Origin of the sequence: Carnimonas bestiolae, assembly GCF_051251145.1 — a bacterium.
In the GTDB taxonomy this organism is placed as follows: Bacteria; Pseudomonadota; Gammaproteobacteria; order Pseudomonadales; family Halomonadaceae; genus Carnimonas; species Carnimonas bestiolae.
The window spans coordinates 722,403-735,276 of record NZ_JBPCZK010000001.1 but is presented as its reverse complement, the minus strand read 5'-3'; the positions used below and the strand labels follow the sequence as shown (position 1 = coordinate 735,276).

Sequence of the window (12,874 nt, the reverse complement as noted above, 5' to 3'; positions counted from 1 at the left end):
CCGAATCAGCCACCGGCTAACCCACCAACACAGCAAACTTCGTATAAGGAAGGCGCGGAATCATCCGCTTGCAGCGCGGTTTTGCAAGTGGATGGTCTGACGCGCCTGACGACAGCGGGGGTGAAGGGGGCCTGCAAGGTCCCCTTCGAATATCAATAAATAACGTTTGAAAAGACGCTAACAGTGAAGAGCTGCGCAGGCTCTAGAATCAGCCTCGCGGTAAAGCCGCCAACACTGAAAACCTGCGCAGGATTACGAATAAGCCACTCGGTAATGACGCCTACGATTAAATCCCACGCAAGCTCCCGAATCAGCCACCGGCTAACCCACCAACACAGCAAACTTCGTATAAGGAAGGCGCGGAATCATCCGCTTGCAGCGCGGTTTTGCAAGTGGATGGTCTGACGCGCCTGACGCAGGCGGGGGTGAAGGGGGCCTGCAAGGTCCCCTTCGAATATCAATAAATAACGTTTGAAAAGACGCTAACAGTGAAAGGCTGCGCAGGCTCTAGAATCAGCCTCGCGGTAAAGCCGCCAACACTGAAAACCCGCACAAGCCCCAAATCACCCACCGATAACCCCCACCAAGCCTACCTACTGATCAAACGTGGCTCCGCCATCCACCCGCAAATCATGCATAGTGATATGTCCCGCGCGCTCCGACAGCAAAAACACAATCGCGTCGGCAACGTCGTCGGGGGTGGCGATCTTGCGTAACGGAATACCGGCTTTGTAGGTGTCGAGGGAGCCGCGAATTACGTTGTCGCGTCCGCTTTCATCGGCCCACATGCCGCGCTGCATATCGGTGTCGGTGGAGCCGGGGGAGACGATATTGACGCGAATGCCATATTCCGCGAGCTCAAGCCCCAGTACCTGGGTCATTTTGGTGGCGGCGGCTTTGGAGGCGGCGTACGCGCCCATTTCATAGCGGGCGGGGCCGGCGGCGTTGGAGCTAACGACCACAATGCTGCCGCTGCGCCGCTCGATCATCTGCTTGCCTACCGCGCGGGCCAGGCGGAAGGGGCCGCCGGCGTTGATGGATAGGGCGTGCTGCCACTGTTCGTCGGTAAGATCGACGACGCGTCCCATCTGCAGTACGCCAGCAACGCTGGCCAGATAATCGATGGGGCCATGGTGGGCCACCGCATCGGCGATGGCGCGATTCACTTCGGCAGTATCAGCGACATCGACGCGGTGAATGGTCAGTCGGTCACCGGCATTGAGTTCGCGTGCCAGTTGCTCAAGCTGCTCCTGCTTGACGTCGAGTGCCGCCACGCGGGCTTCAGCGGCCAGCAGACGACGTACTACAGCGGCACCGATGCCTTGTGCAGCACCGCTTACCACCGCTACCTTGCCGGCAAATTCGCGATCGCTCACTGCACACCTCCGGCACGCACCAGTGCTCGCCATTCGTCCAGCGTTGGACGCTCGGCAAGATCAGCAAAGCTCGCATTAATGCCTGCGCTGCGCAGCCGCTCCGCGAGACTCATCAGACGAATCGAATCCATCCCGAGCAGCATCACGTTTTCATCGCTGGGCAGCTCATCGATCGGTTCTTCCAGCAGGCGTTCCACCTCCTTATCGAGATCGGCCACGCTGAAGCCTGCGACATCCTGCTGCTGTTGGCCACCCAGTGCGGTAATGGCGGTAGCGGTGCTCAGGCTAACACCGCAGCGTTTGGCCACATAGCGCGACGCCATCAGATGCTCTTCGAGGGAGAAATCGGCCACCGCGTCATTAACCAAAAAGGGCTGCACGTCTTCCATAAACGCGTCCAGCGCCGTGGTCATGCAGCCAATGTGCGCGTAAACACCGGTAATCACCAACTGATCACGGCCGAGCTGACGCAGCTGCTCACGGAAGTCGGAGCGCTGGAAAGCGCTGTAGCGCCATTTGGTCAGCACGGTTTCCTGTTCCTGCGGCGCTAGCTCGGCAACAATCGGATACTGCTCGGGGTGGGCTGGAATGCCGGGCCCCCACATATCGTTAAGCAGCGCGCGATCTTCATCGGGTTGATCGGTGGGCTGTGCGGTGTAGAACACCGGAATACCCTGTGCGCGTGCTACTGAAAGCAGCTGAGCAATGTGATTTTTCAGCGCCGGAATAGGCGCCTGATCCTGAAAGTATTTATTGAGGAAGTACTCCTGCATGTCATGCACCAGCAGCACCGCGCGCTGGGGATCCAGCTGCCAATTAACGCGGTTCTCTGGCTGCTGGTCGTGACCGGGCATGGGATAGGGGGTAATAGCGGGAATACTCATGGCGTTCTCTTGATCGGAATGAAAAATCGTTGAAAAGCTGCCCGGCAGCTCACCGTGCCGGGCAGGCTAACGTCAGGCGTTATCGAGCTGGTCTTTCAAAATTTCGCGCAGCACCTTACGGCTTACCTTGCCGACGCCGCTTTGCGGGAAGGCATCGATCAGCTCGAAGCGATCAGGCACCTTATAGGCGGCGATGTGTTCACGCAGGAACTTCGATAGCTCGAACTTCTTCAGCGTCTCGCCCTGTTTAGGCACTACGAAAGCCACTGCTCGCTCGCCGAGATATTCATCGGGAATGCCCACTACCGCAGCATCGTAAATGCCGGGATGTGCCAACAGCGCATTTTCGACCTCGTCCATCGAGATCTTTTCACCGCCGCGGTTGATTTGGTCCTTCTCACGACCTTCGACCACGATGTCGCCATTTTCGGTGAGCACCGCGATGTCGCCAGTGCAGTAGAAGCCGTCTGAAGTGAAGGTGTTGGCATTTACCTCGGGCGCGTTGAAATAGCCACGAATGGTATAGGGGCCGCGAGTAATCAGCTGGCCCGGCTGGCCGGCCGGTAGCGGCTTGAAGTGTTGATCGACGATCAGCACCTCATCGGCTTCTGGGTACATCGGGCGGCCCTGGGTATGGGTAATAATCTCTTCGCTATCGTCGAGCCGCGTGTAATTGACCAAGCCTTCCGCCATACCAAATACCTGCTGCAGTTGGCAGCCCAATACCGGACGGATACGCTTGGCAGCCGAGCTGACCAGCTTGGCACCGCCCACTTGCAGCAGCGTTAGCGAGTCGAGCTGCTCGGTGCCCAAGCGCTCGGCGGCCTGTAGCCATGCCAATGCCAATGGCGGCACCGCTGAGGTCATGGTAACGCGATGGCGGGCAATCAGCTCGAAGCACACATCGGCGCTGGGCGAGGGGGCCAGCACGATACTGCCACCGGCCAGCATCACACCGAGAAAGCCGGGCGAGCTCATTGGGAAGTTGTGCGCAATCGGCAACGCAATCAGCAGGCGGGTGTGCTCGTTAATGCGGCAGACATCGTTACTGCCACGCAGGCTGCAAATGTAGCTGTCGTGACGGCGCGGAATCAGCTTCGATACCCCAGTAGTACCGCCGGAGAGCTGGAAAAATGCCATGTCGCGTGCCTTGGGCTGTGTCGGGAGTTGCTCATCGATAGGAGCTTTCTTCAGCAGCGAATCGAAGCTGACAAGGCCATCAGCGTCGCCGCAAATGACTAGGTGCTCAACGCTGGGCACCGCCTGTTGAACGCTGCGTGCCAGCTCGCGATGGCTGAAACGGTCGAATTGGTCGACGGTGATGATCGCGCGCGCGCCTGCAAACCGGCAGAAGTGTTCCAACTCCTGACGACGGTGTGCAGGCAGCGTATAGATGGGCAGCGCACCGATGCGGAACAGTCCGAAGGCCGCGATAATGAACTCGACGCGATTAGGCAGTTGTAGCACCACGCGATCACCGCGTTGGATGCCCAACTGCGTCAGGCCATACGCGGCACGCAGGGCGAGGTCGTTAAGCTCGCGATAGCTGTACTCGCGTTCGCCATCAATCACCGCAGTGCGTTCACCGATGCGCTGCGCTTGATCCGTCAACAAAGACGTAAAGGTATCGTTCGTCCACAGCCCTTGTGCCTGGTAGCGCTCAATGAAGTCACTGGGCCAGTCGGGACAAAGGGCATCCACGCTGTCATCAGGGGTAAGCGATAGCGGCTGTGAAGAAGTGCTCATGATTCTTTCTCGGAGGACAAGGAAGTGGAGTGATGAAGTTGCCCCAGTCGGTCATCGAGGCCGAAGGCCGCCAGCATGGTGCCAAGCTTGGTGCCGGTTTCAGTGAACTCAGCGTCTGGGTTAGAGCCTTCTACGGTGCCTGCTCCCGCGTACAGCACCAGTTCGTTGTCGCTGGCCAGCGCACAGCGCAGCGATAGCGCCCATTCGCCATCGCCGTTGGCATCGCACCAGCCCACCATGCCACTGAATAGCTCACGCTCGAAGCCTTCCCAGCGGCGAATCGCAGCGAAGGCATCCTGGGTGGGAACACCACACACCGCAGGGGTCGGATGCAGCGCGCGGGCTACGGCCAACGAGGTGGTCGCGGGGTCGGCGAGTTCTCCCTCAATGCGGGTAGACAAGTGCCATAGCTTGTTGGTGCTTAACAACTCAGGGCCGTCGGGCACGTTCAACTCACTGCATAAGGGCGTCAGCAAACGCACGATGTCCTTGACCACAAAGGCGTGTTCGTAGAGGTCTTTCGGTGAGCGCAACAGCGCTGCAGCGGCGGCTTGGTCGTCTTCGGCATTGGCATGTCGTGCGGTCGAGCCAGCCAGCGGATTGACGCTGATATGGCGGCCGGTACGGCGTACGATCAGCTCGGGGCTGGCACCCAAAAAGACGCTGCCGCCCTCGGGCGAGGTTGGGGTGGCAAATACATAGGCGTCGGGATTGCGCTTCATCAGGCGTCGAAGCACCGGCGTAATGGGTACACTTTCGCGTGTCGTGACCTTCAGCGTGCGCGCCAGCACCAGTTTGCTGAGACGACCTTGGCGAAATTCCTCCAGTGCGGTCGATACGTTGTTGCAGTAGCCATGGTGGTCAGGCACTGGCGTGGCCTGAATAGCCTCAAGATCAAGCGATGGTTCAGGCTGGCGTGAGGCCCACTGGCCAATTGGTGCCATGCTGTGCAGTTGTCCCGGCAGCATCAGGCAGCCGCGACGATCATCGGCAAACGGCAGCACGCCGACCACAATGGGCGCCTTCTGGCCGCTTGCGGTACCTTCTGTTAACAGCGCCTGTAACATCTGTTCGACATCGCTGCCCAGTACACTGCGGCTTGCACGCCAGTCGAATGCACGCATTGCACGCGTGGGTGAATTGAAGAAGAAGTCGCTGGGCGAATACTGCTCCAGCAGATTGTTGGCAGCGGTGCTCTCGATGGGCTGCTGTAGCGAAAGGTCAGTCATTGAAGGTATTCCTAAGGCCGTAAATCGTAAGGGCCCTAATATGTTTTGGATGAAATGGTACCGGAAAAAGCATCGTTAATCATTCTCATCTTCTAATTAGTCGCGATACTGCCACGGTGTTTTCACACATCGCAGCTTGTGGCATATCAGCCAGCGGTTGTTGTCAGGGGATTCGGTGAGGGCGGTAGGCCCCAGGAATGCGCAGCAATCCGTTACACAGCTGACTGAGTGGCTGCGCGTCGCCGCGCCATGGCGCGACCGGCGTGCGCGCCACGCCTGCATAGCGCGGCGTTTTGAAATCGATCAAACGAAGCTGGGTAGCACTGTGGCGGAACGGCGCACAGCGTGGTGGTAGCTCGGGCCACAGCGTGCGCAGGGTTGCGCCGCTCCGGCGCAGTTGCCACGCCAGCGTTGGGCGCTGATTGATGGGCGTGAGGGCCAGATGGCGCATGCCGAACAGCAGCACTGCGCGGCGGCCCTTATCGAGCAGTTGCTGCTGAATCAGCTCCGCGAAGGCGGTGCTGCGCGCTAGCGGATTTTGCGTTTCGCCAGCGCGATGATCAGGTTCGGCCAGCCACACGCGCACGCGCTGATGCGCTGGGACGGCCATATTGTAGGCGCGCAGTCTGCGCAATAGCGCGGCGTACACCGGATGCGCCCATAGGGTGCCGTAGGCCGATTGGCGCCACAGCACAGTCAATTGCGCAGCGCTCATGGAGGCACCAGCCAGATAGTCATCGACCAGCGACTGATGCCGCTGGGCGCCGAATTCCACCACTAGATCACGACACTGATCACCCAGCGCTCCCTGGGTAATCAGACTGCCCAGGGTACGCATGACTACCGGCGTATGGTGTGCCTCGCCCAGCCCAATCAGCTGGCTATCATCGAACCAGCCGCTGATGTGCTGCGCGATGGTGTCAAGCGTGATCGTCATGGGCCTGCCAGCGGCTTAGATGAGCACCGATCTGTTGCAGCATGGCCGGCGACACCATGCCGGGATGATCGGTGGCAAGATCGATGCGCTTAATGGTGCCATTCACCCACGGTTGCCAGCGTGTACTGGTGAGCCCCGGCATGTCGCGCGGCTCGGCGGCGTTGAAAAACAGCAGGTCGCCATTGAAGGTGCGGTGCTCGGCATTACGCACCAAGCGGCTTGAGTTGATCACCACGTCGACCAGTCGGTCGAGGGTTTCGGGCGGAAGCGTTGCCATGGCGTGCTGCTCCTGTTCAAGCAGCGCCACTACCGTCGCGCGATTGAGCGGTTGGTCGGCCGGCAAGTTCACCCCAGCAATGCGCAGCAGCGCAACCAGCGCTTGCTGCTCGTCGGGCGGCATCAGACCACGCCACACCTCGCTGGGGTAAGCATCCATCAGGGCGAGCAGGTCAATCTGTTCGCCTTCGTTTTGCAATATTGCCGCCACGCTATGGGCCACCATGCCGCCCAGCGACCAACCCAGCAGTCGATAGGGGCCATGCGGCTGACGTTCACGGATTGCCGCGACATAGCGCTGCGCCATCTCGTCCAGCGTGGCGGGTAACGTGCTAGCGGCGCTCAAGCCATCCGCTTGCACCCCAATGATCTCGCTGTCATCCGCCACTGATTGGGATAGCCCCGCATAGCACCAGGCAAGACCACCCGCGGGATGAAAGCAGAACAGCGGCGGAGTATTCGGATGTTGAGCCCGGCGCAGCGGCAGCAGCGTGTCCAGCGCTCCCTCGCGCTGAGTGCGCGCCAGCTCAACGGCCATGCGCGCAGGGGTAGGGGCCGCGAATACCGTGGCGATACTGGCCTCCTCTCCGGTAGTGCGGCGAATCGCCAGCGCTAGCTGAACCGCCGCCAGCGAATGACCGCCGCTGGCAAAGAAGTCGTCGTCGACGCCGTATTCATCGCGCCCCAGCGCTTCGGCAAACAGCTGGCACAGCGTGCGCTCAGCCGCATTCGACGCAGCGCGGGTAGCGCTTGATACTGCCGGTGGCGCTGGCAGGGCGCGTTTATCGAGTTTGCCATTGCTGGTAGTGGGCAGGGCATCGAGGGCGATCCATAGCTGCGGCACCATGTAATCGGGCAGCCAATGGCGCAGTTGCGCTTGCAGAGAGGTCTGCCAATCATCGTTAAGCGAGGCGCTACCCACCACGTAGGCCACCAGACGATCATCGATGACCAGCACCACCGCCTGTGCGACGTCGGCTTGCTGCTCCAGCAAGGCTTCGATTTCGCCCAGCTCGATGCGCTGACCGCGCAGCTTGACCTGATGATCAATACGACCGAGGTATTCGATCTCGCCTTGTTCGTTCCACTTCGCCAGATCACCGCTGCGATAAAGGCGCTGGCCCTCCAGTGCGGTGATAAAGCGCTCGGCGGTTAAATCGTCGCGCCCAACGTAGCCACGCGCGAGATTGCGCCCGCCAATGTAGAGCTCACCCACACAACCAATCGGCACCCGCTGCTGCTGAGCATCCAGGATTTCGATGTAGGTGTTCCAGATCGGGCGTCCGATCGGCGCGCTGGGGCGCTGATTCAGTTCGGCGCAGTGCCACGCTGTCACATCTACCGCGGCTTCGGTGGGGCCATAAAGGTTATGTAGCGCCACCTGCGGGCCTAACAGTCGCTGCGCGCGCCGAATGGTATCGACCTTGAGCGCTTCGCCGCTGGCAAACAGCTGCCGTAGCGCAGGCATTTCAAGCGGCGTTAGCGCTAGCTCATCGAGGAAGGCGTTCAGCATCGAAGGCACGAAGTGCAGTGTCGAAATGCGCTGATCGCGTATCAGGGTGGCCAGATAGTGGGGGTCGCGGTGCCCGTCTGGGCGTGCCATTACCAGCGTGGCACCGCTGATAACGGGCCAGAACAGCTCCCACACCGACACGTCGAAACCTATCGGGGTTTTTTGCAGCACGCGGTCGCCTGCGGCGATGGGATAGGCCGCCTGCATCCACTGGATGCGGTTAACGATGGCGCGATGCTCGACCAGCACGCCTTTGGGCTCACCGGTCGAACCCGAGGTAAACAGCACGTAGGCCGCGTCGTTGGGCGAACGCTCAGGAAGCAGCTGATCATCCAGTGCGCTGGGCGCAGTGATCTGGTCAGCGACAGCGTCGATATCCAGTGCGGCGAAGTCAGCGGGTAGTTGGTCGAAATGCTCGCGGTCGCTGATCAGCAGCGCGGCGTTGGCACGCTGAGCCATTTTCTGCCAGCGCCCGCTGGGTTGATCGAGCGGCAGCGGCATATAGGCGGCGCCACTTTTATGGATCGCCAGCAGCGCAATTTCGAGCTCCAATGATCGCGGCAGCGCCACCCCAACAATGCGGGGGGCGTCAGCGGTAGCGAGCCGCTGGCTGATCAAGGCCGCTAACCGCTGCGCGCGGGCATTCAAGGTGCGGTAATCGAGCTGCTGCTGTTCCGCAATCAACGCGATGGCGTTGGGGGTTGCTGCGACCTGACGCTCAAATAGCGTGGCGAGATCGGTCTCTTCGACCGGATGGTCGGTGGCGTTCCACTGCGCAATGCGCTCGAGTTCAGCGGGTAATGCCAGCGGTTGTGCGGCAATCGGAAGGTCGCCATCGCGGCTTAACTGCTCGAACCAGTGGCGTAAACGCTGCAGGTGTGCGTGGGTCTCACTGTCGCTGTACAAGCGCGGATTGCTCTCCAGCATAATTCCCAGCGTTTCGCTATCGCCCCCTAAATAGAGGCTGAGCGTCATGTCGTCCACCGGGCCGGGCGCAAGGTGGTGAGTGCTAGTGGTGCAGTTGGCAAACAGGCGGCTGTGGGCGAATGGCAAGATGTTCACTTGCATGCCAAACAGCGGATTTTCTCCCGGCATGCGGTTGAGCTCGCTGGCCAGCCATTCGTGGCGATAGCGCTGATGGCGACGCACTGCTTTCAGTTCGCGTTTTACCTGCTGTGCCCACTCACCAAGCGTTGCGTCGCTGCTCGCTGCGATGCTGAACGGCAGCATATTCACCACCGATAGCGGCGTGGTGAGCGCAGCCTTATTCAGACGCCCCATCATCGGCAGCGCCACCGTGGCAGGGGTGTCACCATTCATGCGCTGAAGATAGCTGAGCACCAACGCTAACAGCAGTTCGGGTACCGCCACCCCAAGCTGTTCCGCGCGGGTGTCTAAGGCTTGCTGTTGGGGGCTGGAAAGCATCATGAAGTGGCGCAGCGGGGCAGCGGCGGCGCGGGCGAAGCGTCCCGCCAAGGAGGTGGCGGGCGATTGTTCGGCTAGACGCTGGTGCCAGAACTCACGATCACGCTGTCGCGCACTGCTGTCAGCGTAATGCTGCTCGTCGTCGATAACCTGCTGTGGCTCACCAAACCAGCAGGGGCGGGCAGTCGTGCCTTGCTGTAATGCTTGATAGTGCTCGGCCAGGCGTTGTTGTACCAACGTGTACGCATACGCATCGAACTGTAGATGGTGCGTGCTTAGATACCACACCCAGTGCTGATCACCGAGCTGCAGCAGCGCGGTTTCAGCGAGCGGAGATGCTGCCGCTGCGACCTCTCGGGCAAGTCGTTGCTGCATCCACTGCCACGCCGCGTCACGCGGCTGAGGCTGCTGACGCACATCAAGGTGTTCAAGCGTGGGAGGCGCGAAGCTATCGAGATACTGGCGCGGTCGCTGCTGTTCATTGCTATCAAAGCGCGCGCGTAGTACCGCAACTTCAGCCAGCGTCAGGTCGATGGCACGTTGCAGCAGCGATGCATTGATAGGGCCGTTGATTTCCAGCGCTTGACCGGTGGTATAGACGCGCTGATCGCCGCTCCAAAGCGAGCCGTACCAGACACCATGTTGACTGTTGCTAAGGCTGAGCTGCCGCTGTGTCGAGCTATTCGGGGATGCGGCGTTGGAGGCTTGATGAAACACGCTAGAAAGTTCCCTGTGCGATAGACGGCGTTGGCCTAACGAAGCATCGACTCGTTACGTTTTGCCGTCCCATTGAATCACGTGGGGGCGCAGTGTACGCCCTTTTTGCGATCGATTCACATTGTCATCTGTGAGATACTGCCTTCAGTTTTGATAAAGATGATATAAATTCTCATTCACTACTAGCGGGTGCGACATTGTGTCCAAGCTACGGTCGTGGCTGGCGTCTCGCTCCCTGAGTGGTCTGATGGGGCAGCGCCCATCAGCAGTAATCGTGGTTCCTTTCGCAGCATCACGCGGTGTTCGGCAAGCGAGCCAAGATCGCGTGAGAATAAGGTTGATCTTGTTTCGGAGTCATCATGCAGGAAGATATACGGCAGCCGTCCAAGCGGGCGAGGGCTGCTTGGCGGCGCATCAGTGGTTGGTCAGCGGGCTGTGCGCTCATGGTGGGGTCGCCGCTGGCGTTAGCGCAGCAGAGCGACGCGTCCGCAAGCGCTGCCGATCAAGGCCCGGCAACGGCGATGGATACGGTGGTCGTTACCGCCAAGGGATTTGTGGCGGGCGGTGATCAGCCGGTGCCGGTACACGATGGCTCCAATGGGCAAATTGCTACCGGTGGTCGGCTGGGCGTGCTGGGGGAGCAAGATGCCTTCGACGTACCGTTTAATATTGTGTCTTACACCGCCAAACGGGTGGAAGACAAGCAGGCGCACACGCTGGGCGCCGCGTTGCGCGGTGATCCGGGGGTACAGATCGGCAGCGGGTACGGTAACAATTCGCAAACGTTCCATATTCGCGGCTTCGAACTGACCGGAGATGACGTTTCCTATGGCGGACTGTACGGCTTGCTGCCTCGCCAATTGGTCAATCCGATTGGCGCTGAGCGCGTCGAAGTGTTCAAGGGTGCCAGTGCGTTTCTTAACGGTGTGTCGCCAAGCGGCAGCGGCGTAGGCGGCTCGGTGAACATCGAGCCGAAGCGCGCGGAAGATACGCCGCTATTTAGAACGACGGTGGGCTACAACACCGACGATTATCGCTATGCAGCGATTGATGCCGGCAGACGCTTTGGCGATGACAAAGAGTGGGGCGTGCGCCTTAACGCCATGCATGGTACCGGCGACACGCCGATTAACGGCGATGATGATAATCGCAATAAAGCCTACACCCTGGGGCTTGATTACCGCGGTAGCCGCTTGCGCAGCTCCATCGATGTTGGCTACGAGCGTGACACGTTGAAAGGCAATCGCGGCGGTATTTACCTGGGGCAGGGGCTGGATGCGATGCCCACTGCGCCCTCTGCTCGCACCAACTACACGCCCGACTGGAACTATTCGCGGCTCGAATCGACCTACGGCATGTGGCGTGGCGAGTACGACTTCAGCGATAACTGGACGGGCTATGCCGGCTTCGGTTTCAGCAAAGCACACGAATTCAGTCGGGCGGGCGTGCCTTCGGTCGTTAATTCCAATGGTGATGCCACCTTCGGCATGCCGATGGACACCCATCACGATGAGAAGCACTTCACCTATCAAACCGGCGTACGCGGTCATTTCGATACCGGCGCGGTCGCTCATGCAGTGAACCTCGGCTTCTCGGGTGCCGTGTCGCGCAGCTATAACGCCTATACCTTCGGTAGCGTTGGCTCAGGCGCGAACAACAATATTCATGCGCCCTCTGATGTAGCGCTAAACCACCCTGCGCCGACCGGTGACCCCAGCCTGGCCTCGCGTACGCGTGCCAACGGCATATCGCTTTCCGACACGGCATCATTGTTCGACGATCAGCTGAAGCTAACGGCGGGCGTACGCTATCAGCAACTGACGGTGCGTAACTGGGATCTTAGTGGTACGCCCACGTCTGATTTCAACGACAACGGCTATACCCCCATGTACGGGGTGGTGTATCAGCCAACCGAACATCTATCGCTGTATGCCAACTATATTCAGTCGCTGCAGGCGGGCCCTCAAGTGCCGCTGAAAAATGGCAGCGGCGTTCCTTATCCCAATGCCGGACAAACGCTGGGCATCGTACGCTCCAAGCAGTATGAGACCGGCATCAAGCTGGATTACGAGAAGGTGGGCGGGGCGCTCAGCGCATTTCGCATCGAGCAGCCCAACGCCTCGGGAAATGGCACCAGCTACGGGTTGGATGGCAAGAAGACCGTCAAAGGGCTCGAGCTTAGCGGCTTCGGCGAGCCGGTCGATGGCTGGCATATCATGGGCGGCGTTACTTATATGAATGCTGACCTGAAAGGCACTAACGACCACGATGGCAATGATCCCATAGGGGTGCCTAAGTACTACGCCACGCTTAGCAATAGCTGGGAGGTGCCGGGCGTGAATGGTTTGGCGCTGACTAGCGATGTGATTCGTTCAGGCTCGCAGTTTGCCGATGACGGCAACCGCTATCGCCTGCGTCCTTGGACACGGCTGGATGCCGGGCTGCGCTATCAGGCGTCGCTGTCGGGCACGCCGGTGACGCTGCGCGCCAACGTCGATAACCTGACCAATAATGGTTACTGGGATGCGGCTAATCAGAGCGGCTACGTCACCATGGGCACGCCGCGCACGCTGCGGTTGTCGGCCTCGTTTGATCTTTGATGAAAGGCCTGGCGCGCTCTGCGTAGCGATATAGGCTGCCCGGCGCGCTTGGCCCACGTGAATAATGCACGACCTTCTCGACGGCTGCGAATGCTGTTGACCCTGTCACTCGATAGAGAACCACTTATGACCCGCATATTCTCGAAAGGAAGTTCACGCGCGGCAGCCCTC

General features: G+C 60.0%; 7 protein-coding genes. 1 reads left to right on the top strand and 6 read right to left on the bottom strand.

All coding sequences use genetic code 11. The features are described 5' to 3' along the window. Positions 1 to 593: 593 nt before the first annotated feature. The 6 genes from R84865_RS03410 to R84865_RS03385 all read right to left on the bottom strand — a co-directional run bounded on the left by R84865_RS03410 (position 594) and on the right by R84865_RS03385 (position 10,103). Entirely contained in the window at positions 594 to 1,376 is a 783-nt protein-coding gene (locus R84865_RS03410; protein ID WP_435638832.1) for a 2,3-dihydro-2,3-dihydroxybenzoate dehydrogenase, read from the bottom strand. Next, positions 1,373 to 2,260, bottom strand: a complete 888-nt coding sequence (locus tag R84865_RS03405) for an isochorismatase family protein (RefSeq protein ID WP_435636743.1) — start codon at positions 2,258 to 2,260, stop codon at positions 1,373 to 1,375. The genes R84865_RS03410 and R84865_RS03405 overlap by 4 nt, the downstream gene beginning before the upstream one ends. A gap of 72 nt (positions 2,261 to 2,332) precedes the next feature. Continuing rightward, a complete protein-coding gene (locus R84865_RS03400) occupies positions 2,333 to 4,006 on the bottom strand; it encodes a (2,3-dihydroxybenzoyl)adenylate synthase (RefSeq protein WP_435638831.1) in 1,674 nt (557 codons plus the stop codon). After that, on the bottom strand, positions 4,003 to 5,235 hold the full coding sequence (locus R84865_RS03395) for an isochorismate synthase (protein WP_435638830.1): 1,233 nt from the start codon (positions 5,233 to 5,235) through the stop codon (positions 4,003 to 4,005). Before R84865_RS03395 ends, R84865_RS03400 begins: the two co-directional genes overlap by 4 nt. 163 nt (positions 5,236 to 5,398) lie before the next feature. Beyond that, positions 5,399 to 6,172, bottom strand: coding sequence for a hypothetical protein (locus R84865_RS03390; RefSeq protein WP_435638829.1), 774 nt, complete (start codon positions 6,170 to 6,172; stop codon positions 5,399 to 5,401). Next, positions 6,156 to 10,103, bottom strand: coding sequence for a non-ribosomal peptide synthetase (locus R84865_RS03385; RefSeq protein WP_435638828.1), 3,948 nt, complete (start codon positions 10,101 to 10,103; stop codon positions 6,156 to 6,158). The genes R84865_RS03390 and R84865_RS03385 overlap by 17 nt, the downstream gene beginning before the upstream one ends. A gap of 359 nt (positions 10,104 to 10,462) precedes the next feature. On the opposite strand from R84865_RS03385, the gene R84865_RS03380 reads away from it, so the two are divergent. Further along, complete coding sequence (locus R84865_RS03380) at positions 10,463 to 12,703, top strand: TonB-dependent receptor (protein ID WP_435638827.1); 2,241 nt, start codon at positions 10,463 to 10,465, stop codon at positions 12,701 to 12,703. Positions 12,704 to 12,874 lie beyond the last annotated feature (171 nt).